The sequence below is a fragment of the Vibrio sp. SCSIO 43135 genome (genome assembly GCF_023716665.1).
GTDB lineage: Bacteria > Pseudomonadota > Gammaproteobacteria > Enterobacterales > Vibrionaceae > Vibrio > Vibrio paucivorans.
On record NZ_CP071859.1, the window covers coordinates 1295039 to 1319562 of the forward strand.

Here is a 24524-nt window from a genome sequence, read left to right on the forward strand (position 1 = left end):
GATCGATTGCGCAGCCTTGTGAAACCTAAAATCTAACAATCTTGGTACGTGGAAATATGTCTAAATGTAACTACTTATTAACATGTGTGAGGATTATTTTTAATGCACTGTTGAGGCGCTTCATGTCGTCGTCGCTGCCCCCTAAATCCGGATGATAGATTTTCGAAAGTTTTTTAAACCTTAGTTTAATTTGCTTTGCGTCTGGGATCTGATTTTGTTTAAAACCAAACATGGCACAAGCGAGTGCAACCCGCTGATCGGTCGCTGGTTGCTTTGGTGGCTGAGACTGTAGTTTTTTGAGCTGTCGAAACAGTGTTTCTAGCTGGCGCTTCTGCTGTTTAATTATACCTTTCTGCTGTTCTATTGTTTCGGTCTGTTTCTGTTGGTTTTGGACGTGTGAAAGCTTTTTCTTGCTTTGAGCTCTTTTAAACAACACAAAAGAGGCCACCACGAATATCAATGTGAGTATGACGGTAAGGTAGCTGCTATTCGTGTTGCCAGTTTCAAGTGGAGGTGTAGTACTAGTGTGGGTCTGAGTCGGTTCATCAAAGGCGATGTCTAATTGATCCAGTGAAGAGACCTGCTTGGCTTTTCGTTCATTGAATTTTCGCTCTAGAATCCGCCCATAAGCGTCTTCGCCTTTTGCATCATGTTGTGCCGCGACGTGGTACCAGACTTCTGCCATATCGAGCGGCTTTGGCGTATATGACATGCTTTCATACACAGTACCCAGCGCAATTTGAGCCTGCACATCGCCTGATACAGCAAGGCCAGTTAGCCAATAGAGTGCCTGTGTGACGTTTTGGTTGGTGATTTGTCCCTTGAGTAGGATATTTGCGAGAGCAAACTTAGCTTCGCGATGGCCGTTTTCCGCGGCCTGCTGATACCAATAGAATGCGGTATCTTGCTGCTCTTGAGTCGCTTGTTCTGTATTAAGTAGCTTAGCCAGTTGGTATTGAGCCGAAGCATCTTTTTGCTCGGCTCTAACTGTAAGCTCTTCGATGGTAGAAGCGTTGGTAAAGAAAGGAATGAGGAGAGTGAGTATTAAAACAAGTTTAGCGGCCATTCCTTTCCAATTCCTAATGATCTCTACACATTGATGAAGACTATTTTAGCATCTTTGGCGCTTGTGCTCCGTCAATAGGACGGTTCACTGATACCTTTCTGCCTTTTTTAAGCCCAACCTCGTAGTCTGCTGTGAGGTTTTTCATCGCTTCCCTTAGCTGTTGCTTGAAGGTTTCACGATCAATATTTTTAAACTCTTTATCAATGTAGTCGTTGATTTTATTTGCAGATTCTTCGTCTGGACTGATTATAGGAAGTTTTTCGAGTGCACCTTCTACCCAGCCTGAAACAAATGAGTTTACTCGACGTGTGACTTCTTGATTTGAAGTACCGCTGCCAGAGAAACTATTACGGAATTGACCTGTGTGCTCGTTCATTTCACGGTAAATGATGTCGAAAGCAAATGCCGCGAAGATTGCTCGGTCGGCTTCACCAATGAATTCAACACGTTTGAGTCCTTTATGATTTAGGAGCACCGCTTCAACGCCAAACTTGGTATTAATTCCACGGATCACTTTTAGGATGGTGGAACCAATATTGGCCGGCAATAAATGACTCGATTGAGTTTTACCCATCTTGATAAATTCGATGTCGTCTTTATCAAGGCCGTATTTCAGCATCAAGCGGTGCGCCATTTTTATTGCGTTGGCTGCTTCGTTTACGTTTGCTGAATTACCTAACTCTAGGCATTTGGCGATTTTCTTTAGGGCTTTCTGTTTACTCATCGACTACAAATTTTGTGCACATAAAATTTAAAGAGTCGGATATATTACTCTTTTTGAGCAAAAAACTGAATATTAGAGTGGTTGCGTAGCACACTTTTAGGTTAACAAATGAAACAAAAACGCCACCGTTAATGGTGACGTTCTCTAGAGGACCTGTGTGAACTTATCTCAATCAGATGCCCAGCTCGTCAAGCAAGTCGTTAGCGATGTCATTGTTGTCGCCCGCTGTCTTGTCGTCTTTTTTCTTCTTCATGTTGTTTTGTTGAGCTTCCAAGATTGAATCTGGGCTTTCATCTTCTGCCACTTCAAATTCTTCTAATTGAATGAACTCTGTTTTATCCATTGCCAGCTCAAGGTAGAAAATGTTGTTGTTTTCAGTAGAGAACGTCACTCGACGGGCTTGTGGGCGGTCAAGGTTAGTATCAACAGACAAAATAACTTGTTTGTTCAATGACAGCATTTTGGGTTGGTTTTGAGTAATGTTCGTTTGTAGCTCTTTACGGATTTTGTTTGTAAAGTCGCCGACCAACTGGTTCATCAATTCTCCCAGGACATCACCCACTTCATCAGACGTGTGTAAGACCGCGAGTTCTTCTTCCGGCATGCCCATATTGCGCATGTAGTTGGTGTAGACCTCTAATGCTGCTTTAGCAGTAAAGTTGATTACAACCAAACCAGAGAAACCACCATCAAACAGTACAAAGCAACCAAAGTCTGGCTTCAAGCTGGTTTTGTTGATCTTTTGGACCATTGCCGAATAGCTAACTTGAGAGTCGGTGGCAGAAGTTAGGACACCAGAAACCGATTGGCAAAGTTTTAATAGAATATCTTCTGTAGTCACGATTTTATTTTTTTTCATTGTTATTTCACTCTTGAATGCTGCCAGTCGTCGATATTGTGGGTGTTATCTGGCGTATATATGATGAAAAGAAAGCTCATGTTCCATTTTGTCATTGAGATTCTGTTTTGATCACCTTTTTAAATGTTGTAAAGTGACGAAATTCAAAGAATATATTCAAATTACACTTTACCCATAGCTGATTGGATCAGCGATTTAGGGGCAGGAAGCATATGTTACCAAGACTTCAATCTCAATCTGATGTCGATCCTATCGTACTCAAATTCCTCAAAGAACTAGCCGAGCGCGGTTTTACAGGCGATATCGAATCTCAATATTCAAGCCGATTAGCGGTTGCGACGGACAACAGTGTCTATCAGCAACTCCCCCAAGCTGTCGTACATCCGAGAACCACTCAAGATGTTTCTCTCATAGGTAAGATTAGCTCAAAACCGGAATTCGAGCGGGTGACATTTTCTCCTCGAGGCGGTGGTACAGGCACTAATGGCCAGTCACTGACAAAAGGCGTTGTGGTTGACTTATCTCGACACATGAACAAGGTGCTCGAGATCAACGAGAAAGAAGGTTGGGTGCGAGTCCAAACGGGCGTAGTAAAAGACCAACTTAACGATGCTGTAAGACCTTATGGCTACTTCTTCTCCCCAGATCTTTCTACCAGTAACCGCGCGACACTTGGTGGTATGATCAATACCGATGCTTCTGGGCAAGGTTCTCTGAAGTATGGCAAGACTTCCGACCACGTACTTTCCTTAGAAGCCGTTTTTGCTGATGGTTCGGTCCTCGAGTCAGACTTATCTCGAGGTTTACCTGAAGAGGGAGAGTTTTCTGCAAAAGCGTTAGAAGTCACCGAGCAGGTGTGCCGAATTAAGCGGAAACAAATCGTAGATAAGTTCCCACCGTTGAACCGTTTTCTCACCGGTTACGATTTAAAGAATGCGCTTGATGAAACGACAGATACCTTTGACCTAACGCGCGTACTATGTGGTGCGGAAGGCTCACTAGCATTCATCACTGAAGCCAAGTTAAACCTTACTCCTATTCCTAAAGCTCGTACTTTAGTTAACGTTAAGTACAACAGCTTTGACGCTGCACTTCGTAATGCGCCATTCATGGTTGAAGCGAAGGCGCTATCGGTAGAAACCATTGACTCGAAAGTGCTGAACCTAGCAAAACAAGACATTGTTTGGCACACAGTAAGCGATTTGCTTACTGATGTACCAAATCAAGAGCTGCTTGGAATCAATATGGTTGAGTATGCGGGGCAAGATGAGGCAGAGGTCGCTGAGCAAGTGGCCGCATTAACCGCCAAGCTTGAAGAAATGGTCAAGGCCAATCAATCCGGCATCATCGGCTATCAGGTATGTAGCGACCTTGCGAGTATTGGCCGTATTTACAATATGCGTAAAAAAGCGGTTGGATTGTTAGGCGCGGCAAAAGGGCGCGCGAAACCTGTGGCGTTTGCTGAAGACACTTGTGTGCCACCAGAGAACTTAGCGGACTTCATTGCTGAATTTAGAGAACTGCTAGATGGAAAGAAGCTCAATTATGGCATGTTTGGACACGTGGACGCTGGGGTGCTTCATGTTCGTCCTGCGCTGGACCTATGCGATCCGCAGCAAGAAGCCTTGATGCATGAAGTATCAGATGAAGTGGTCAAATTGGTCGCCAAGTATGGTGGATTAATGTGGGGTGAGCATGGTAAAGGTTTCCGCTCAGAGTATGGACCTGAGTTTTTTGGCGAGGAGCTGTTTACCGAGTTGAGAAGGGTGAAAGCCGCGTTCGACCCGCATAACAAGATGAATCCAGGTAAGATTTGTACTCCGCTGGATAGTGATGCTCAACTGGTCAAAGTAACCGACACTAAGCGTGGTTACTATGATAGACAGATTGATGTTGAAGTGCGCGACAGCTTTAAACAAGCGATGGAGTGTAACGGTAACGGTTTGTGTTTTAACTATGATACATCGTCGCCTATGTGTCCTTCTATGAAGGTGACGGCAGATCGTAGGCATTCTCCAAAAGGGCGAGCTGGCATAGTAAGAGAGTGGTTAAGGCAGTTAACCGACCAAGGCGTCGACATTCTCGACCTAGAAAAGCAGACACTCGATAACTCCTCATCAATAAAAACGATGGTGGAGCGAGTACGCAACAGCCTTAACAAGAGGCATGAGTATGACTTCTCTCATGAGGTCTACGAGGCGATGAATGGCTGTTTGGCATGTAAAGCCTGTGCGAGTCAATGTCCGATCAAGGTCGATGTCCCGAGTTTCCGTTCTCGCTTCTTAAACATCTATTATTCACGTTATCAAAGACCGGCTAAGGACTACCTCGTTGCGAACATTGAGACAATGTTGCCATTGATGGCCAAAGCACCTAAAGCGGTGAATATGGTGGTGAAACAACCTTGGGCTCAACGTCTGACAGAAAAAACCGTCGGTTATGTCGATACGCCACTGATGTCTGTACCAACCCTGACTAATCGTCTTACCGGCCTTAAACAGTTTGATCTTCAAGCGCTGGCGGGAATGTCTCAAGCGGATAGAGCCAATCACGTATTAATAGTGCAAGACCCGTTTACCAGCTTCTATGATGCAGAAGTGGTTGAAGATTTTGCACATTTAGTCTCTAAGCTTGGAAAAACGCCAGTACTACTGCCGTTTAAGCCAAATGGTAAAGCGCAACATGTTAAAGGTTTCTTAAAAAGGTTCGCAAGCAATGCGGCTAGTACTGCGGCCTTTTTGAGTAAAGTGGCTGATCTTGAAATTCCTCTAGTCGGTGTCGATCCTGCATTGGTGCTGTGCTATCGCGATGAATATGCGGAAACACTAGGTGAAAAGCGTGGTGATTTTAATGTCCATACGGTGCACGAATGGCTAATGCCAAGGCTTACGGAGTTTGAAGGCAAAGCCGATCAGAAGGAGTCACCTTGGTATCTATTCGCCCACTGTACTGAAAAGACCAAGATGCCAAACGCAGAGAAGGAGTGGGGCACTATTTTTTCTCACTTTGGCGCGAGTTTAAATACAGTACCTGTAGGCTGTTGTGGTATGGCGGGGACGTTTGGTCATGAAGTCGACAAGCTAGATATGTCGAAAGATATTTATGGCTTGAGCTGGAAACCAAGCTTGGAGTCGATCCCGAAAGATCGAGCGCTTGTCACTGGCTACTCATGTCGTAGTCAAGTGAAGCGATTTGATGGCGTGAAAACTCGCCACCCTCTACAAGCTTTGCTTGAAATCTTATAGACTTAGATATGTTGATGGCTCGAAGTCACGAGTACCAATAATAAGTTGCATGGTAACCCGGTCTTTCAAACCGGGTTACTTGTAATCACGCTGATGGAAACTGTTGCTTATGGAAAAGCTGGAACTAAAAGTCCCACCTGTTTTGCTGTTCTTCATTTTTGCAGGCTTGATGTACCTACTGAATCAACATGTTCATCATTCGCTCTTCAATCTGCCATATCCGATATTTGTTTTATCTATTTCTATAGTGGTTGCAACTGTGATCGGCTTGTTAGGTGTGTATGAGTTTCGAAAAGCGAAAACGACCGTCAACCCAGTGAAGCCAGAAACAGCGTCGGCTGTGGTGGACAGTGGCATCTTTTCTATTACTCGTAATCCGATGTACCTAGGTATGTTCCTTGTGTTGCTTGGAATTGGTTATTGGCAGCAAAACATCTTGTGTTTGTTGTTTAGTTTTGGCTTTGTGATTTACATGAATCGCTTTCAAATCGAACCAGAGGAAAGAGCGTTAGAGAAGCTTTTTGGCGCAGAATATGTTGACTATAAACAGAGGGTTAGGCGTTGGATCTAGCAATCGATAGCTGAATTCTTGACACTAAGTTATGCGTCGCATTTTTGACGCTTATAGCTCTGAACCTTTTCATTACGCTTATCACTATAAATTATCATACGTTCTGAACAAATATATAAATATAAGGAATGTACGATATGAAAGCCCTTCGGCTAGGTTTGCTAGCAGCGAGCGTTGTGACGTTCGCATCACCGCTATCCGCTTCTCCTGAAGCTCGAATTATTGATGGGACAACCGCCAACCAGAGCGATTGGCCTTATATGGTTGCGCTAGTGACCAAAGGTAGCAACGCATATGATGGACAGTTCTGTGGCGGAAGCTTAATTGACGAGCGGTATGTACTCACTGCCGCCCATTGTGTGGACTCATTTACGATAAATGATCTCGATGTTGTCGTTGGAATTCATGACTTGACGGAAGAAGACAGCCAAGGAGTAAGGCTTGCCGTCGACAAGATATATGTTCACGAGAACTACGATTCATACTACCTCTATAATGACATCGCGGTGTTAGAGTTAGAACGTGATGTAGCCAGTAATGAAGCGACACCGGTGACGATTGCTACGAGTTCAACACGTACTACTACCGCTAATGGAACCAATCTTACTGTCGCCGGGTGGGGAACGACCGCACCGACCGGCAACGCTGTTGTCCCTGAGCAGTTACAGCAGGTCGAAGTTCAGCTGATTGACCAGCAAACTTGTTTGAATACTTATGGAATAGGAATTTCAAGCAATGAAGATAGTGAAAATTTTTGTGCGGGTGTTGAGCAAGAAGGTTACGACTCATGCCGAGGAGATAGTGGTGGCCCGATCGTAGTTAGCGGAACGGGCGTGCAGTTAGGTATTGTTAGCTGGGGGGCTAATGAGTGTGGTGCTCAAGGTACCTATGGCGTATATACCAATATTAGCTATTACGCAGAATGGATAGACCAACATACATCTGGTTTTAGCTACCCTTCGAAGGAGACGACTACAGTACAATCGCTGGGAAGTCACACCTATGATTTTGTTTATGCGAATAACTCTGACTCTGACGTCGACTTTTCAACGTCGGCATATAGTAACTTTCGAGGCACTGACTCAAATGCTTCGATCTTAAGTAATGGTTGTACTGATGTAGGAACGTTATCACCGGGCAACACATGTACGATTACCGTGTCTTATTCAAATGATACCTATGGTTCGAAAAGTTATTCTCTTTACCTGAACTATCAACACAATGGCTCTACCTATAGCACAGAGAGTTATTTAGACTTTGAAGCTGCAACCGCAGCTAGCTCGGCTTTAAGCAACGCGATACCGTGGACCAATACTGGGGTTTATAGCAACGAATATGAATGGCAAGTATCTTCTAACGGTATTCGCTCAGCAGAAATTGGTGACAGTCAAGAAACCTTTCTTTATATCGAAGGTATTCCTGCTGGTGATGTGTCTTTTGATATTGTCGTGTCGACAGAAATCTACGCAGATGAACTCGCTGTTCATATCAACGGTGAGTATATTGATTCAGTGTCGGGAGATGGCTCAGTACCTGTGACTCTTTCTCTTTACGGTGCATCCAATAGCTTGAAGTTCACCTACCAAAAGGACGGCTCTCTTGATTATGGTGAAGATGTTGTTTATATCAACAATATGCGAAATGGTTCAGCGAGTACGAGTTCTTCTAGCAGCAGCGGTGGAGGTGGTGGCTCTATGGGCTGGTGGAGTATGGTCGCAATCATGGCTCTGATTGTAAGGCGCCGACTAAGCATCGGTTAGTGAAACAAAAAGCCCCGCTGATTGAGCGGGGCTTTTTTTAAATCTTTATATCCGGCCAGTTAAGCTGCTACTTTGGCGAGAAACAAGTCTTTGCGAGCGTTAAAGCGATTCACTAGGTCGTCGACAGATTCTTGGTCGTATGGCTTGAGGCCGCTTGCAACCATGCGCTTTACACCTTTACCGACAATTTCATCACCTTCTTTAAATGCAAAGTTAAGCGTTACTACGCCGCGCTTGCCTTCAACTTCGAAAGTTGCACCAGTAAAATCGACTTCTGGGTGAGTAAGGTCTAAACGGTCAAACTCAACTTCCATGCTTTCGTAGATAACTAATGGGCGCTGGCAGTTAATCATCATTTGTTGCTCTTCCATTAGAGGAACCATGATGTGTGGGAAGTTCATGCCGGAGAATTGAACGTAATTAGTCACTACGTGTTCAATAAACGCTGCATTGTGGCTAGTTTCCCCTTCGCGTGACATGTGAAGGTATTCTTTACCGTTTGCGTCTACTACCGAGCTTTCCTTTTCACATTTGTTTTCGATGCTCAGAGCAATGCCATCATTAACCATGCCAGAGAAATCGAAACGCATTTTTTGGCTGATGCCTTCTTTTTGCAGTAGTACGGCAAATAGTAGGTCGCCAGGGACACAAAAGCGCTTGTTGTCTTCATCGTGGATTGGGTTGTAATCACCAGCAACTTTCTTTGCAAAGTGGCTTGCTTGTTCACGAGTGAATTGGAACTGATTGTCTTGAGTAGAAAAATAAGGTGTTAAGAACATAATTTACGGTATATAGCCAAAACTGCCGTGAATTATATATGACAATCCTATTTGAATGGTCCATCCAGTGAATTTGAATGACAGAGTTTTGTAAGAATTCGCCCACCTGTTTATGAAGGTGGGCGATATGGGTTACAGACTGGTTAGTATGGATTCTGGCATGAGGTGGTTATGAACTGCCAGTTTGAGTAGAGCGTTAGCCTGCTCAATATCAGGGGCGAAGTAGCGGTCTTTGTCGTAGAACGGCACTTTTTCGCGCAGGATATGTTTGGCTTCTTCAACACGAGCTGATGACTTGTTTGGTGCTCTGAAATCAAGGCCTTGAGCTGCGGCAAGATATTCCACGGCCAAAATACCTCGAGTGTTTTCACCCATTTCACGTAGTCTTCTGCCCGCAAACGTTGCCATGGAAACATGATCTTCTTGGTTCGCTGAAGTTGGTAAGCTGTCTACAGAAGCTGGGTGTGCCAGCGTTTTGTTTTCGCTAGCCAATGCAGCTGAAGTGACCTGAGCGATCATAAAGCCTGAGTTCACACCACCATTGTCGACAAGGAATGGAGGAAGTTTGCTCAATGCGCTATCAATAAGCAATGCCATTCTTCTTTCCGACAAGCTACCAATTTCCGCGATAGCCAGAGCAAGGTTATCCGCAGCCATAGCGACGGGCTCCGCGTGGAAGTTACCACCTGAGATAATGTCGCCATCATCTGCGAATACCAGTGGGTTATCCGAGACAGAATTTGCTTCTACTTCAAGCGTTGCCGCTGCATTGCGAATTTGCTGTAAGCACGCGCCCATTACTTGCGGTTGGCAGCGAAGTGAATAAGGGTCTTGGACTTTTTCACAAACAGTGTGTGAGTCGCCAATTTCGCTGTTTACATCGAGTAGGTGGCGGTAAGCAGTCGCTGCATCCATTTGTCCTCGGTGGCCACGCACGCGGTGGATCCTTGGGTCGAATGGACGTCGGCTACCAAGTGCTGCCTCAACGGACATAGCACCACAGACAGTAGCAGAGGCAAATAAATCCTCCGCGACAAACAGCCCTTCAAGCGCGAATGCTGTCGATGCTTGAGTGCCGTTTAGCAGTGCTAATCCTTCTTTTGGCGCAAGCGTAATTGGCTCAAGCCCTGCAATTTTTAAGGCTTCTAAGCCTGAAATGATTTTTCCGTTGTGGCGCGCTTGGCCTTCACCAAGTAGAACCGTACTCATGTGTGCAAGTGGTGCTAAATCGCCAGATGCACCAACAGAACCCTTTTGCGGAACACAAGGGTAGACCTGAGAGTTCACCAACTCGATAAGCGCATTGATGACCGATAATCGGATACCGGAATAGCCGCGCGACAAGCTGTTAATTTTTAGCACCATCATCAGACGAACTGTCTCATCTGACATGAATTTTCCAATACCTGCAGCGTGAGAAAGGACGATGCTCTTTTGCAAGGTCTCTAGGTCTTCTGGTGCAATGCGTGTATTAGCAAGCAACCCGAAACCAGTATTAATACCATAAACGGTGCGATCTTCTGCGATGACTTGGTCAACGACCTGAGTGCTTGCCTCGATATCTGGAATGGCGTCCGGGTCAAGGGATAAGTTAACCGGGGAGCGACTTACCTGTCGCAGTTCCTTTAAGCTAATATGGCCTGGCTTTAGCATTAAATTTAACATGTTCATTTTTCCTTAATACTCGGCTTATTTCAGCTTACGCAGTTCTTCGTTCAGCATTGGCAAGTCTAAGCCTTGCTCTGCAGCACACTTCTTAGCGATGTCGTAACCAGCATCGGCGTGACGCATGACACCTGTTGCTGGGTCGTTATGTAGAACACGTGCAATACGCTCGGATGCATCGTTACTACCATCACAACAAATCACCATGCCTGAGTGTTGTGAGAAGCCCATGCCTACACCGCCACCGTGATGTAGAGATACCCATGTTGCTCCGCCTGCGGTGTTAAGTAGGGCATTCATTAATGGCCAATCTGATACTGCATCAGAACCATCCATCATGCCTTCTGTCTCTCTGTTCGGGCTTGCAACAGAGCCGGAGTCTAGATGGTCTCGCCCGATAACGACTGGCGCTTTAAGTTCGCCATTTCTGACCATTTCATTGAATGCCTGACCTAGTCGTTCACGATCTTTCAAACCAACCCAACAGATGCGAGCAGGCAGACCTTGGAACTGGATACGTTCACGGGCCATGTCTAGCCAGTTGTGCAAGTGCGGGTTATCAGGGATGAGCTCTTTGACTTTTTGGTCTGTCTTGTAGATATCTTCAGGGTCGCCAGATAATGCAGCCCAGCGGAATGGGCCAATACCCTCACAGAATAATGGGCGGATGTATGCAGGAACAAAACCTGGGAAGTCGAACGCATTTTCAACGCCTTTTTCCAACGCCATTTGGCGAATGTTGTTGCCGTAGTCGAGCGTTGCAGCGCCTCTCTCTTGCAGAGCGAGCATTGCTTTTACTTGAATGGCCATTGACTCTTTAGCGGCGTCGACCACACCCGCTTCGTCTTTCAATCGCATTTCAGCAGCGTGTGCCATCGACCAGCCAATAGGTAGGTAGCCATTGAGTGGGTCGTGAGCCGAGGTTTGGTCTGTGACAACATCTGGCGTGATATTGCGTTCAACTAGCTCAGGGAAAACATCGGCAGCGTTGCCAAGTAAACCGACTGAAATAGGCGTGTCAGACTCGTAAATCATGGAAAGTGCTTCGTCGACGCTGGTGGCTTTTTTGTCTACATAGCCTGTTCTTAGACGGTAGTCGATGCGTGTTTCATCACATTCCACAGCGATCATAGAAAACCCAGCCATTGTCGCTGCAAGTGGTTGTGCTCCACCCATGCCGCCTAGGCCACCAGTCAGGATCCAGCGGCCTTTTGCTTCGCCGTCGAAATGCTTTTTGGCTACAGATACGAATGTTTCATAAGTGCCTTGTACGATGCCCTGAGAGCCGATGTAGATCCAGCTACCGGCTGTCATTTGACCATACATCATTAAGCCTTGCTTATCGAGCTCATTGAAGTGCTCCCAGTTCGCCCAGTGAGGAACAAGGTTGGAGTTGGCAATTAACACGCGAGGAGCATTTTTATGAGTTGGGAATACACCGACTGGTTTACCAGATTGAACCAGCAATGTTTGGTCGTCTTCCAGTCGCTCTAGTACTTCTACGATCTTGTCGTAGCACTCCCAGTTGCGAGCTGCGCGGCCGATTCCACCATAAACCACCAAAGAGTGAGGGTGCTCTGCGACATCAGGATCTAAGTTATTCATCAGCATACGCAGTGGTGCTTCTGTTAACCAAGATTTTGCTCGTAACTCACTGCCATGAGGGGCACGAATAGTACGAGTAGTGTCGAGACGCTTATCTTCAGTATGGCGTTCCGTCATGTTGAGACTCCTTCAGTTTCACGTTTAAGTTTTACGTTAATTTATATATAGGGTTTGTAGGTTATGTAGGGTTATACGGCGAATGTGGTGAAGCCACGTTCGCCTAATTGGTTAAATATGCTGGGCGTTTATAGTTGTATTTGTGTCATTAACATTGATTACTTACTCAGGTTGCCGGCTGGTAACTTTTTCCGCCATTGCATTGGCGATGTCCCAGCAAAGCCGAGCAGCCAGCCGAGCGGTTTGGCTATCGACGTCGTAAGTTGGGTTGTATTCGGCGATGTCTGCCAGCATCAACTTGTTTTTGTAATGCAGAACTCTGTCTAGGAATAAGGCGAGAGTTTCGTAACTCACCCCACGAGCGGCAGGGGCACTGACCCCCGGAGCGGTTGCAGCAGGAAATACGTCCAAGTCGATAGTGAGATAAAGGTAATCGCAGTTATCAATAAAGTGTTGTAGCTGAGTGAGGTGATAAATATGGTTGATATGAGACAGCTGGCTATCTTCGACGTACCAAACACCAAGTTCATCGGCACGGTTAAATAGCGCTTCGGTGTTACTCGCTCGACTCACACCTAAGCACGCATAATGAAAGTCCCATCCATTGTTCTGGCAGAATTGGTGGATTTGGTTGAATGGTGTTCCTGAGCTTGGCTTAACATCTGCGTGCGGGCTATCAAATGCCCTCAAGTCAAAATGAGCATCAAAGTTAATGATGCCAATTTTGGGGATTTGGTTGTGACATCTTTCCTGTGTTTGCTCTGCTTGGTGTTTTTGTAAATAGTGCGCAAGACCTTGAAAAGACGCCCAAGCTACTTCATGGCCACCACCTAAAGTGATTACAGGGGTAAAAGGTAGCGCAGTGGAAATGACGTGAGCGCAACTTGCTTGGCTTGACTCGAGCAAATCATCTTCACAGACAACATTGCCTAAATCGATTAAAGGGACTTGCTGATGCCAAGCCATGTTAGCTAAGGCGCGGCGAATCAGATCAGGTGATTTTTTAGCGCCGATACGGCCTTTGTTACGAGCAACACCTGCATCACAAGCGAATCCAAGCAGACTGATGGCATGCGTATGCTCATTTAACTCGTCGGCTTGTTTTTGCTTAATCACATGATGGATGCGTTTTCCTTGATCACCGTCTTCCGCATCGTGACGACCTTGCCAGTGAAATTGTTGATTCGTTGGCGTTAACAGTTGTTCAGTCATTGCCGTGCCCTCCATTCAAACACAGCTCGCCCTGTACGATGCGTGCAGATAGGCGAGGGATACCTACCTGATAACTGAGATCTGCCGGATGGCTAATATCCCAAATCGCGAGGTCGGCATCGAAACCAGCTTTGATTTGTCCACGAGTTGCACCGTAGCCAAGCGCTTTTGCCGCGTGACAGGTCACGCCGCGAAGCGTTTCTTCTGGGGTGAGACCAAAGAGGGTGCAGCCCATATTCATCATCATAGTCAAATCTGCGAAAGGTGATGTCCCTGGGTTGAAATCCGTTGCGAGCGCCATTGGCACATTGTGTTTACGCAGCATTTCAATAGGGGGCTGCTGGGTTTCTTTTAGGAAATAGAATGCGCCAGGAAGTAATGTCGCGACCGTTCCCGATTCGGCTAAAGCAACGACGCCTTGCTCGTCAAGATACTCAATGTGGTCAGCCGATAGCCCCTGATATTGGGCAGTAAGCGCGGTACCGCCTAGATTAGACAGTTGTTCGGTATGGCCTTTAATTGCTAACCCATGTTGATGGGCCGCTTGGAAGACTTTTTCAGTCTGCTCAACAGAGAATCCTATTGATTCGCAGAACACGTCGACTGAGGTTGCAAGTTTTTCTTCTGCGACCAATGGGATGATCTCTTGGCAAACGTGCTCAATGTATTGGTCGGCTTTTCCTGTGAATTCTGGAGGAACGGCATGAGCGGCCAACAGAGTAGGAGTAACGCGAATTCTGCGATGATTTTCCAGTGCTTTTGCTGCACGTAGCATTTTGATTTCATCGTCCAGCGTCAGGCCATAACCTGATTTGATTTCAACCGAGGTAACACCCGTTCGGATTAATCCTTCGAGTCGAGGCAAGGCTAATTCTACCAGCTGCTCTACTGACGCTTCGCGAGTCGCTTTCACGGTGGAAAGAATCCCTCCTCCTTGTTTCGCAATCTCTTGGTACGGGATGCCGTTTAAACGCATTTCAAACTCATTAGCTCGATTCCCAGCAAACACAAGATGAGTGTGGCAATCGATAAGCCCCGGGGTGACTAACTTACCTTTGCAATCATAAATCGCAGAAGGGTGGCTTGAAGCAACCTGAGTACCCACTGATGTAATGCTGCTTGCATGGATATTGACTGTAGTAGGTTCGGTTACGGTGTAACCTATAGTGCCCTGTTCCATTGTTACGAGTCGGGCATTGATAAGCGTTAAATCCATGCAGCATCCAGTGATTAGTTTAAATGTATATACAAATTAATAGTGCATTATTTAGAATTGAGCAAGATGAATGTTGTGGAAATGTGATCAATAAATAGGGCGAAATGCTCTAATCCAATACGATTTTAGAGCTTAATTTGTACTTAGAGCCTGGGTGATAAAGCAATGCAGAGCTAACTAAGTTATCTTTGCTCCAAGTCCGTCTGTTGAGCAGTAAGCAAGGCTCAGATTGCTTAAGCGCTAGTGATTCTTGCACATGTTGGTCTGGCAGAACGGCTTCGACGGTATGTTCAATCGCACTGAGTGGGCAGCTATTCGATAGGTATTCGTTTGGTGTCATTTCAGAGAAGTTCTGAGACAAGTAGTCAGGCGCGTGGGAAGGATTGACCCAGCGAACTTCGAGTTGTATCGGAGTGTCGTTTTCAAAGTGAATGATTTCACTATAGAAAATTTCTTTACCCAGCATGACACCTAGCTTAGTTGCGATGGTGTCATCAGCGGTGACTGCGAGTTGTTTCTTGACTTCACTACGGTAGTGTTTTCCGCGCTGGTTGACTTCATCGGCAATATTTCGAATGTCGAGTAGTGGTGATTCTGCCTTCTCTTCTGGCGCGCACACAAAGGTTCCGGCTCGCGGTTTTCTTTGTAGTTTTCCCTCACTCACAAGATCTCGAATTGCCTTGTTGACGGTCATACGACTCACACCAAATTGTTTGGTGAGCTCGAGCTCTGTGGTTATCCGATGTCCGACAGGCCAGCGTCCTGATTCGATGTTATCTGCTATGAACTGTTTAATTTGAATATAGAGAGGAGAATCAGACATAAAAACACTCGAATTAATTGACTATACAAATAGTGTGGCAATTTACCGAAAATTGCAACTCTGGTGCTTGTTTTCATGATTGCCAAGCTGAAAGTAATGGATCTACAATCTGCTCGTCTTAAATAAACAGGGGCAGGTATGGCTCATCCAACGGAAATGACCTTTTTTGAAAGGTTCGAAAGCGACATTTTATCTGGCAAGAAAACCATCACAATTCGCGATGAAAGTGAACGTGACTATAAAGTAGGTTCAGTTGTCGATGTTAATACGTTAGAAGAAGGGCGTTGGTTCTGTAAGTTAGAAATCCTTTCAGTAGAGCCTATTCTATTTGGTGAACTGAACGACTTCCATGCTCAGCAAGAGAATATGACGCTAGACGTGTTGAAAGGCGTTATCCAAGATATTTATCCCGGCGTCGAGCAGTTGTATGTCGTGAGTTATCGATTAGTCGATTAAGCTCGTCAGATAAACAAAACGCCAGCTAAATAAGCTGGCGTTAGTCGTATTAGTAAAGATGGGTTTTAATCACGCTTCCAAAGCATATGACAGAACTTATGATCTGGGTCGCGGCTAATCAGCATGCGAGCGAACACGTCATCAAGAACGTCATCTTCTTCGTTCACTAAGCCAATACGTACTTCCGCATAGACTTCTTTATCGATCTCAAACCCTACGTGACCCACCCAGTCATCGCCAGTTTCCACTAATTCTGCTGCACCGCGATCTTCAAATTGTGCCGTGAACAAAATCACATCGGCAGGCTCTAAGTTATCTGGTGCCATCTCAAGAAAGATGTCGTATGCGGCATCAATGGCGTCGTCGTAAGAGATTAGGTTGGTATCAGACATAGATTAAGCTCGGTTCATGTATTTACGTTCAGCTGTGTTTACAACTACGCGATCACCGGTAGCAATGTACTCAGGTACTTGAACAGTTAAGCCAGTTGAAAGGCGAGCAGGTTTAGTGCGAGCAGAAGCTGAAGCGCCTTTAATCGAAGGATCGGTTTCTTCAATGACAAGCTCAACCGCTGCTGGGAGTTCTAGCGCTACGGCAGTACCATCAACCAATACTACGTGTAGGCCTTTGATTTCTTCGGTGATAAATTGCAGCTCGTCTTCGATATCTGCTTGTTTGAATGTGAACTGAGAGTAGTCTTCGTTATCCATGAAGATGTACTCATCGCCATCTACGTAAGAAAATGAAGCAGCACGCTTGTTCATTTCTACCGTACCAAGTACGTCATCTGACTTGTAACGTTCGTCTACACGTGCACCCGTATTTAGGTCAGTACAGCGTAGTTTGTAGATTTTTGCACCGCCACGGCCACCTGGAGTCGTTACTTCGATGTCTTTGATAAGAAGCGTTTTGCCATTTGACTCAATCGCAAAGCCTTTTTTAAGTTCACTTGCCTTTGGCATGGAAATTTATCCTTTATGTTTGGTTTCGACGCATTATAGCAAGGAGAAGGAAAGAAGGAATATCTTGATTGATACTCTTGTCTGAGCGAACATTAAAGAATGTTCCAATTCGCTGAAAACAGACCAATTTCGCATGACCTTACCTGTGATTGACCCCTCGCAACCTTTTCAACCTGAGTATCAACCTGCAATCGATGATCTATTGAAGTTCTTGAAAGGCGGACTTGGTTCTAACCTACATAGTGTTTACTTGTATGGCAGTGTCGCGCGGAAACAAGCGAAGTTAGGCGAATCGAATCTTGATGTTGTGGTCGTCACTCATCGTTCTTTCTCTGATACACGTACGACTTTACTCAACACCATAAAGTGGCGTTTTCAACAGAGCTTTCCGTTCATTACCGAGATTTCTATTAAAACCGCACTGGTCAGTGATGTGGCTAGTTTAGACAGTTTGTTCTCATGGGGCTTTATGCTTAAGCATTGTTCAGTGTGTATTTACGGTGAGGATCTGTCGGAGTGTTTTGGTGAATATGAACCAAGCTGGGAAATAGCCAAGCACTGGAATATGGATACTGAAGATTGGGTAGCGGTGTATCGCAATCGCATTGCTCGCAGTGCTAAGCCGGAAGAGCAGATCAAAGCGCAAAAAATTATTGCGAAAAAGCTGCTTCGAGCCAGTTACTCTTTGGTGATGCATAAAGACAAGCGATGGTTTGATTCACCAATAGAATGCGGCCAGCAGTTTCTAAAGTTCTATCCAGAAAAACAGGTCGAAGTCGATCGCCTAGGTATTTTACTAACCAATCGGGCGATACCTAAGCGCTCAGTCGTTGGGATATTAGATAGCTTCGGTGACTGGTTAGTTGAACAATATAAAAAGACCGAGTTTCGCATTGGTTAACAGAGGCCAAAAGTATTACAGGTGTTAAAACAGCCCTAGTTGAGGCTCACTCAGGCGAGCAAAGTCTAAGCCGATAAAAGGCAGGATCGCATCTGCAATCGGCTTTAACTGCTTATCTATGTAATGCTGGTAGTCGATTGCGCTTTTCAAATACTCTTTGGGTTCTGGGCCATTTACTGTAATAAGATACTCAACCCGCCCGCGATTTTGGTACTGCAGCGGCCTACCTAGCTGCGCATTAATTTCATCGGCCATTCTTGCCGCTCGAACCTGGGGTGGAATGTTTTTCTGATATTCGTGCAGCTTTCGACGTAGCCGCTTTTGGTAACTCAGTTCGTTATCAAATTTGCCTGCCAATGTATCTTCTACAAATTCTCTTACGTACTGCTCGACAGGTTGATCGTGAAATACCAAGTGGTATAGATGTTGTTGAAATCGTTGAGAAAGCGGTGTCCAGTCGGTGCGAACGCTTTCTAGGCCTTTAAATACGATACGTTCTTGGTCGCCTGTACCGATAAGACCCGCATAACGTTTCTTGGAACCGGTTTCTGAACCACGAATAGTTGGCATTAAGAATTTGTGGTAATGGGTCTCATACTCGAGCTCTAGAATCGAGGTTAGCTTGTATTCGTCTTGTAGGTGTTGGCTCCACCACTGATTAATGTGTTCGACTAACTCGTTGCCAATTTTGTCAGCTTGCTCCTGAGGATAGCGCCCATTTAGCGACACAAATGTAGAATCGGTATCACCATAAATCACTTGGTAACCTTTAGCCTCAATGAGCTTTTTGGTTTGCTTCATGATTTCGTGGCCACGCATAGTGATGCTAGAAGCGAGGCGAGTGTCGAAAAAGCGACAGCCAGACGAACCAAGCACGCCATAAAATGAATTCATGATGATTTTAATGGCCTGAGAAAATGCTTTTTCATTGTTCTTCTTTGCGACGTCTCGAGCGGCCCAGAGTTCTTCGATCATATGTGGCAGGAAATGTTTAGAACGGTGGAATTGTCCACCTCGGAATCCTTGCACGGCTTGGCTAGGCTCTTTACCTACTTCGAGCTTTAGCCCTTCAATGAGGCCCATTGGGTCAATCAAAAAAGAACGAATAATAGAAGGGTAGAGGCTTTTGAAATCCAACACTAATACTGAATCGTATAGATCTGGAATCGAGTCCATGACATAGCCACCCGGACTAGCAATCCAGTTTTCAGAATGTAAGTTAGGAGCAGCATATCCCGCTCGGTGAATCTGAGGCAGGTACAAGTTGGTGAAAGCGGCGACGGAGCCCCCAACTCGATCGAGTTCTAATCCAGTTAGCCTTGATCGTTCTATCGCAAAGTCGAGTAGGTGAGTGTGTTCAAAGATCTTATTGACCAGTACGCAATCTTGAAGATTATATTTGGCCAATGAAGGCTTATCACTGCGGAACATTCGATTGATTTCGTCCATTCTGTCATGAACATTATGAATGTCTTTTCCTTCCCCAAGTAACTCTTGCGATACTGATTCTAAAGACCAAGAACGGAAATTGTAGGTCGCAGTTTTGAGTGTATCTATACCGTCTAGAACCACGCGGCCAGGGATAGTAATAAACCCTTGCTGACTTTGACTCGAATTTCGGAAGAAGCTCGCCTGACCGCCACGCCCTATATTTAGCTTTAGCTTGTGCCATTCTGCGCGCTTGTGCAGAAGTCGAAAATCAAAATCGATGACACTCCAACCGATCACCACATCAGGGTCGAAGCGCTGAAACCAGTCAATCATTGCAACCAGTAAGGCATGCTCGTCCTTGACCCACTGAATAGGAGTTTCAGACTCTTCTGGCTCACCGATCATAATTACTCGGCTGTCCACAGGGCTATCAAGTCCGATGGAATACAGAATCCCTTTCTCTGAGCATTCGATATCTAGGGAAACCATTTGCAACTGTGGGATATAGTTGCCTTTACGGCACTTTACAGAGCGAACCTTACTGTGACCTTTATGAGTTTGGGGATTGCCGCTGAACTCAATACTGCCTTTAATATACCGCTCCATCAGAAACCGGTCGGCAAGCCTAACATCGGACTCTAAAGTGAGAATATCGTGGTTGGTGAGTAAGGCGGCTATGGTTTGAGATTCACGAATCGTAGCGGTATAGCAAGCCATTAGAGGCTCTTGGTCAAAGCTGGATAGCGGGACAGGCTTTAACTCCGCTTTTAAAGCGTTCTGTTCAATCAGAGCAAGAACATCTTTGGCATCAGCGGTTCGAACGAAAAAAACTGGCTTTTCTGCTTCAATGATTAACTGCATTGGGCCAGTTGCAGTGGTCACCCATAGATCGATCTGCGTTTGGCCGGAAAAATCGCGAGATTGGCGGGTGAGTACGAAGCCTTGCTGGATGTTCAAGTCGATATCTCGGTTAATTGATTGCCGTTATGACGGTAAGGTCGGAAATGATAGCAAATCCTAGATATAGAAGAAATTCTTGGTTGTTTGATTAGGATTTGGCCAGTGAACAAAGGATATTAGATCATCTAAAACTGCCTATAATTTTATCAATGTCACTTTAGACTTCTTAACCTTATCGTTGATAAGTGATTGATTTAGTGATCTATTGATGATTCTGATCACGTGAGAACAATTAGTGCTTGCTAAAGTTAACGTTTAGGCACATATTCAGTGTAAGCAAATTTTCAAAAATGAGTTAAACTAGGCAGCAATGCTGCTATCCACTTCCTGAAGTGGGTGCAGAGCCAATTAAAAAGTGTGGAGATACAAGTTTGATAAATGTTTTCCTTGTAGATGATCACGAGCTGGTTCGCACAGGGATACGACGTATTATTGAAGACGTCCGTGGAATGAACGTAGCAGGGGAAGCTGAAAGCGGTGAAGATGCAGTAAAATGGTGTCGCAACAATCATGTTGATGTCATTTTAATGGATATGAATATGCCAGGTATTGGTGGCCTAGAGGCCACTAAGAAGATCTTGCGTTTTAATCCAGATGTGAAAATCATCGTTTTAACTGTTCATACGGAGAATCCGTTTCCAACTAAAGTGATGCAAGCAGGCGCAGCTGGGTACCTAACCAAAGGTGCTGGCCCTGATGAAATGGTTAATGCAATTCGAGTAGTGAATAGCGGTCAGCGTTATATCTCTCCTGAAATTGCACAGCAAATGGCCCTAAGCCAGTTTTCACCGGCTTCAGAAAACCCATTCGCAGACTTGTCCGAACGTGAACTTCAGATAATGATGATGATCACTAAAGGGCAGAAAGTTACCGATATTTCAGAGCAGCTAAACCTAAGCCCAAAGACGGTGAACAGCTATCGTTACCGTTTGTTCAGCAAACTCGATATTAGCGGAGATGTGGAACTTACCCATCTGGCTATCCGACATGGAATGTTAGACACCGAGACCCTATAGTGACCACCCCATTTGACTCGGTTACCTTTCTAAAAACTGTTACCAATCAGCCCGGCGTTTATCGAATGTATAACGCCGAGGCTGTTGTTATTTATGTAGGCAAAGCCAAAGATTTAAAGAAACGTTTGTCGAGCTACTTTCGTAAGAAGGTAGACAGCGAGAAGACGCGAGCTTTGGTTAGCAATATCGATAAAATCGATGTCACTGTTACACACACTGAAACCGAAGCGCTCATTCTTGAGCACAACTACATAAAACAGTACTTACCAAAATACAACGTACTCCTTCGTGACGATAAATCTTACCCTTACATTTTCCTAAGTGGGCATAAGCATCCTAGGCTGTCGATGCATCGTGGGGCAAAAAAACGCAAGGGCGAATATTTTGGACCGTATCCAGATTCGGGAGCTGTACGCGAAAGCCTACATCTAATTCAGAAGATCTTCCCAGTTAGACAGTGTGAAGACACGGTATACAGTAACCGAACGCGTCCGTGTTTGATGTACCAAATCGGCCGATGCGCAGGCCCTTGTGTCAGTTCAATCATTTCGGATGAAGAGTATGCAGAATTGGTGAACTACGTTCGCTTATTCCTGCAAGGCAAAGACAAACAGGTATTAGAAACGCTTATTGAGAAAATGGAGCAAGCGAGTCAGGCGCTTCGATTTGAAGATGCCGCTAAGTTTCGCGACCAAATACAAGCGATTCGCCGAGTACAAGAACAGCAGTTTGTCTCTGAAGACACCATGGATGATATGGACGTATTGGGCTTCTCGCAAGAGAACGGGATTGCGTGTATTCATATTCTAATGATCCGGCAAGGTAAGGTTCTGGGTAGCCGTAGCCACTTCCCTAAGATTCCAAACGATACTACGCAGCAAGAAGTCTTTTATAGCTTCTTGAGCCAGTACTATTTTAGCCAGAGCGAAGCGCGAACCGTGCCGACTCGAATCATCCTGAATGAAGGGTTATTGGAAGAGTCTGCATCATTACAGCAGGCGTTAAGCGAGTTGGCTGGAAGGAAGGTGACGTTCCATGTTAATCCTACGGGTACTCGCGGCCGTTACCTCAAGCTTGCCAACACCAACGCATTGACTGCGATTACCACCAAGATTAATCACAAGATGACGATCTCTCAGCGCTTCAAAGAATTGAGAGAAGTGCTCGCGATGGATTCCATCTCCCGAATGGAGTGTTTCGATATTTCCCATACTATGGGTGAAAGCACGATCGCTTCTTGTGTCGTGTTTAATCATGAGGGGCCCGTAAAGCAAGAATATCGCCGTTACAATATTAGCGGAATTACAGGCGGCGATGACTATGCCGCGATGGGGCAAGCGTTAGACCGTCGTTATTCAAAACAACTTGATGTGGAAAAAATTCCTGACATCATCTTCATTGATGGTGGTAAGGGCCAATTGAACCGCGCATTTGAGATTATCTCAAAACACTGGGATGACTGGCCAAAGCGACCTAGGATGATTGGTATCGCAAAGGGCGTGACGCGTAAACCGGGTTTGGAAACTTTGATTACAACCGATGGCGAAGAATTCAATTTACCAAGTGATGCTCCCGCACTTCATCTTATCCAGCATATACGGGATGAAAGCCATAATCATGCGATTGCGGGACACAGAGCTAAACGGGGTAAAACGCGCCGTACCAGTGCCTTAGAAGGTATTGAAGGGGTAGGGCCGAAGCGTCGTCAAGCATTGCTAAAATACATGGGTGGCTTGCAAGAATTGAAACGAGCAAGCGTTGAAGAAATCGCCAAAGTACCGGGGATTAGCCATTCTTTGGCAGAAAACATCTTTCAAGCATTGAAACAATAGCAAAAATCCCGCACCATAAACGCGCAATAAATAAGAGCAAATAAATATGCGTTTTAATATTCCCAACATTTTGTCTTTATTACGACTTTTTCTGATTCCAGTTTTCGTCGTTATCTTCTATCTCCCTTATAGTTGGTCTCCTTTCGCTGCGGCAATGGTCTTCTGGGTAGCAGGTTTCACAGATTGGCTAGACGGCATGTTGGCACGAAAACTCGGTCAAACCTCTCGTTTTGGTGCATTTATTGACCCAGTCGCCGATAAAGTGTTGGTCGCGACGGCGCTTATTCTTATTACCGAGCACTACCATAGCATTTGGGTCACCATTCCAGCGGTGACGATGATTGCTCGAGAAATCATTATTTCAGCACTACGTGAGTGGATGGCGGAGATCGGTAAACGAGCGAGTGTTGCCGTATCTTGGGTTGGTAAGGTTAAGACGCTAACTCAAATGTTTGCTCTATGGGTGCTGATTTGGCGTTATGATGACTGGATGGTTTGGGTGGGCTATGTGGCGCTATACGTAGCAACCGCACTGACATACTGGTCGATGGCACAGTACCTTATGGCAGCTAAAGACGATTTACTAAGTGAAGAACATCAATAAAAGAACGGGCGAAAGCCCGTTTTTTTATGCTTGCGATATAGTGACGTTGAATTGAGCTACTGAATTAGTAAGCTGGGTAGGGGGATATACAGTTAACTAGTGGAAATTCTGGGAAAATTTGCTAGAAAAATAATCAATTTAGGCCGTTTTGACTGTAAATTAGACAAACGATTCAAAAAATAAAAAATAGTGTTGACTCATCTGAGTGAATCCGTAGAATGCATCCCGTACCCAAGAGGAACGCAACAAAACAGCGAATCACTTGGAGTTACAAAGGCGTGTTGGCAGAGTGGCTATGCAGCGGATTGCAAATCCGTGGACCTCGGTTCGACTCCGGGACGCGCCTCCATTTGCGACACTAGCTCAGTTGGTAGAGCGCAACCTTGCCAAGGTTGAGGTCACGAGTTCGAACCTCGTGTGTCGCTCCAAATTTTGGAGTGTGGAACGCCTTATAGGAAGTTCGATGCTAAAGATGGTGTCTTGCCCATCGCAATAAAGAATTGCGTGCCCTGGTGGTGGAATTGGTAGACACAAGGGATTTAAAATCCCTCGGCGTTCGCGCTGTGCCGGTTCAAGTCCGGCCCGGGGCACCATCGATTAAGCCTACGTCTGACGTAGCAATGCGACACTAGCTCAGTTGGTAGAGCGCAACCTTGCCAAGGTTGAGGTCACGAGTTCGAACCTCGTGTGTCGCTCCAAATTGGAAACCCAGCCTTATGG

Annotated in this window: 20 protein-coding genes and 4 tRNA genes; 12 read left to right on the forward strand and 12 right to left on the reverse strand. The window is 45.5% G+C overall.

Annotation, left to right across the window (positions count from 1 at the left end; translation table 11 throughout):
* Positions 1-70 precede the first annotated feature (70 nt).
* From J4N42_RS05960 to J4N42_RS05970, 3 genes are all read right to left on the reverse strand, one after another.
* Positions 71-1066: a tetratricopeptide repeat protein gene (locus tag J4N42_RS05960; protein ID WP_252030494.1), complete on the reverse strand. Its 996-nt coding sequence runs from the start codon at positions 1064-1066 to the stop codon at positions 71-73.
* Between the two features lie 40 nt (positions 1067-1106).
* Entirely contained in the window at positions 1107-1790 is a 684-nt protein-coding gene (locus J4N42_RS05965; RefSeq protein WP_252030495.1) for a DUF2786 domain-containing protein, read from the reverse strand.
* Between the two features lie 172 nt (positions 1791-1962).
* Positions 1963-2649, reverse strand: coding sequence for a DUF3334 family protein (locus tag J4N42_RS05970; protein WP_252030496.1), 687 nt, complete (start codon positions 2647-2649; stop codon positions 1963-1965).
* Positions 2650-2861: 212 nt separating this feature from the next.
* Between J4N42_RS05970 and ydiJ the strand changes: the two genes are divergently transcribed.
* The 3 genes from ydiJ (at position 2862) to J4N42_RS05985 (ending at position 8225) form a co-directional block, all read left to right on the forward strand.
* Entirely contained in the window at positions 2862-5894 is a 3033-nt protein-coding gene (ydiJ, locus tag J4N42_RS05975) for a D-2-hydroxyglutarate dehydrogenase YdiJ (RefSeq protein ID WP_252030497.1), read from the forward strand.
* Between the two features lie 109 nt (positions 5895-6003).
* Positions 6004-6465 (forward strand): methyltransferase family protein, encoded by a 462-nt coding sequence (locus J4N42_RS05980; protein WP_252030498.1) that lies wholly within the window; start codon positions 6004-6006, stop codon positions 6463-6465.
* A 137-nt stretch (positions 6466-6602) separates the two neighbouring features.
* A complete protein-coding gene (locus J4N42_RS05985) occupies positions 6603-8225 on the forward strand; it encodes a S1 family peptidase (protein ID WP_252030499.1) in 1623 nt (540 codons plus the stop codon).
* 59 nt (positions 8226-8284) lie between these two features.
* On the opposite strand, the gene J4N42_RS05990 is transcribed toward J4N42_RS05985, so the two are convergent.
* From J4N42_RS05990 to hutC, 6 genes are all read right to left on the reverse strand, one after another.
* Positions 8285-9004 (reverse strand): DUF3581 domain-containing protein, encoded by a 720-nt coding sequence (locus J4N42_RS05990; RefSeq protein ID WP_252030500.1) that lies wholly within the window; start codon positions 9002-9004, stop codon positions 8285-8287.
* Between the two features lie 132 nt (positions 9005-9136).
* Positions 9137-10669 carry a histidine ammonia-lyase gene (gene hutH / locus J4N42_RS05995; RefSeq protein WP_252030501.1) on the reverse strand — a complete coding sequence of 511 codons (1533 nt, stop codon included), beginning with the start codon at positions 10667-10669 and terminating at the stop codon, positions 9137-9139.
* Positions 10670-10693: 24 nt separating this feature from the next.
* On the reverse strand, positions 10694-12391 hold the full coding sequence (hutU, locus tag J4N42_RS06000) for a urocanate hydratase (protein WP_252030503.1): 1698 nt from the start codon (positions 12389-12391) through the stop codon (positions 10694-10696).
* A gap of 162 nt (positions 12392-12553) precedes the next feature.
* Complete coding sequence (gene hutG, locus J4N42_RS06005; protein WP_252030504.1) at positions 12554-13603, reverse strand: formimidoylglutamase; 1050 nt, start codon at positions 13601-13603, stop codon at positions 12554-12556.
* On the reverse strand, positions 13596-14819 hold the full coding sequence (gene hutI / locus J4N42_RS06010) for an imidazolonepropionase (protein WP_252030505.1): 1224 nt from the start codon (positions 14817-14819) through the stop codon (positions 13596-13598). The genes hutG and hutI overlap by 8 nt, the downstream gene beginning before the upstream one ends.
* Positions 14820-14928: 109 nt before the next feature.
* The gene (gene hutC / locus J4N42_RS06015; protein ID WP_252030506.1) at positions 14929-15642 is read right to left on the reverse strand and encodes a histidine utilization transcriptional repressor HutC; all 714 of its coding nucleotides are present in this window, start codon (positions 15640-15642) and stop codon (positions 14929-14931) included.
* A gap of 138 nt (positions 15643-15780) precedes the next feature.
* Between hutC and yqfB the strand changes: the two genes are divergently transcribed.
* A complete protein-coding gene (gene yqfB / locus J4N42_RS06020) occupies positions 15781-16098 on the forward strand; it encodes a N(4)-acetylcytidine aminohydrolase (protein ID WP_252030507.1) in 318 nt (105 codons plus the stop codon).
* A gap of 65 nt (positions 16099-16163) precedes the next feature.
* Here yqfB and J4N42_RS06025 read toward each other — a convergent pair whose 3' ends face one another.
* Positions 16164-16490 (reverse strand): HI1450 family dsDNA-mimic protein, encoded by a 327-nt coding sequence (locus J4N42_RS06025; RefSeq protein ID WP_252030508.1) that lies wholly within the window; start codon positions 16488-16490, stop codon positions 16164-16166.
* A 3-nt stretch (positions 16491-16493) separates the two neighbouring features.
* Positions 16494-17060, reverse strand: coding sequence for an elongation factor P-like protein YeiP (gene yeiP, locus J4N42_RS06030; RefSeq protein ID WP_252030509.1), 567 nt, complete (start codon positions 17058-17060; stop codon positions 16494-16496).
* A gap of 133 nt (positions 17061-17193) precedes the next feature.
* Here yeiP and J4N42_RS06035 point away from each other — a divergent pair, with 133 nt between their 5' ends.
* The gene (locus J4N42_RS06035; RefSeq protein WP_252030511.1) at positions 17194-17961 is read left to right on the forward strand and encodes a nucleotidyltransferase domain-containing protein; all 768 of its coding nucleotides are present in this window, start codon (positions 17194-17196) and stop codon (positions 17959-17961) included.
* A gap of 24 nt (positions 17962-17985) precedes the next feature.
* Here the strand turns inward: J4N42_RS06035 and J4N42_RS06040 are convergent, their stop codons facing one another.
* Positions 17986-20349: a DNA polymerase II gene (locus J4N42_RS06040; RefSeq protein WP_252030512.1), complete on the reverse strand. Its 2364-nt coding sequence runs from the start codon at positions 20347-20349 to the stop codon at positions 17986-17988.
* Positions 20350-20723: 374 nt separating this feature from the next.
* Between J4N42_RS06040 and uvrY the strand changes: the two genes are divergently transcribed.
* The 7 genes from uvrY (at position 20724) to J4N42_RS06075 (ending at position 24502) form a co-directional block, all read left to right on the forward strand.
* Positions 20724-21368, forward strand: coding sequence for a UvrY/SirA/GacA family response regulator transcription factor (uvrY, locus tag J4N42_RS06045; protein ID WP_252030513.1), 645 nt, complete (start codon positions 20724-20726; stop codon positions 21366-21368).
* Positions 21368-23200, forward strand: coding sequence for an excinuclease ABC subunit UvrC (uvrC, locus tag J4N42_RS06050; RefSeq protein WP_252030514.1), 1833 nt, complete (start codon positions 21368-21370; stop codon positions 23198-23200). Before uvrY ends, uvrC begins: the two co-directional genes overlap by 1 nt.
* A gap of 46 nt (positions 23201-23246) precedes the next feature.
* On the forward strand, positions 23247-23804 hold the full coding sequence (gene pgsA, locus J4N42_RS06055; RefSeq protein ID WP_252030515.1) for a CDP-diacylglycerol--glycerol-3-phosphate 3-phosphatidyltransferase: 558 nt from the start codon (positions 23247-23249) through the stop codon (positions 23802-23804).
* A gap of 275 nt (positions 23805-24079) precedes the next feature.
* Positions 24080-24153: transfer RNA gene (locus J4N42_RS06060), tRNA-Cys, on the forward strand.
* A gap of 3 nt (positions 24154-24156) precedes the next feature.
* A tRNA-Gly gene (locus J4N42_RS06065) sits at positions 24157-24232 on the forward strand.
* Positions 24233-24310: 78 nt separating this feature from the next.
* A tRNA-Leu gene (locus tag J4N42_RS06070) sits at positions 24311-24397 on the forward strand.
* Between the two features lie 29 nt (positions 24398-24426).
* Positions 24427-24502 (forward strand) — tRNA-Gly (locus tag J4N42_RS06075).
* Positions 24503-24524 lie beyond the last annotated feature (22 nt).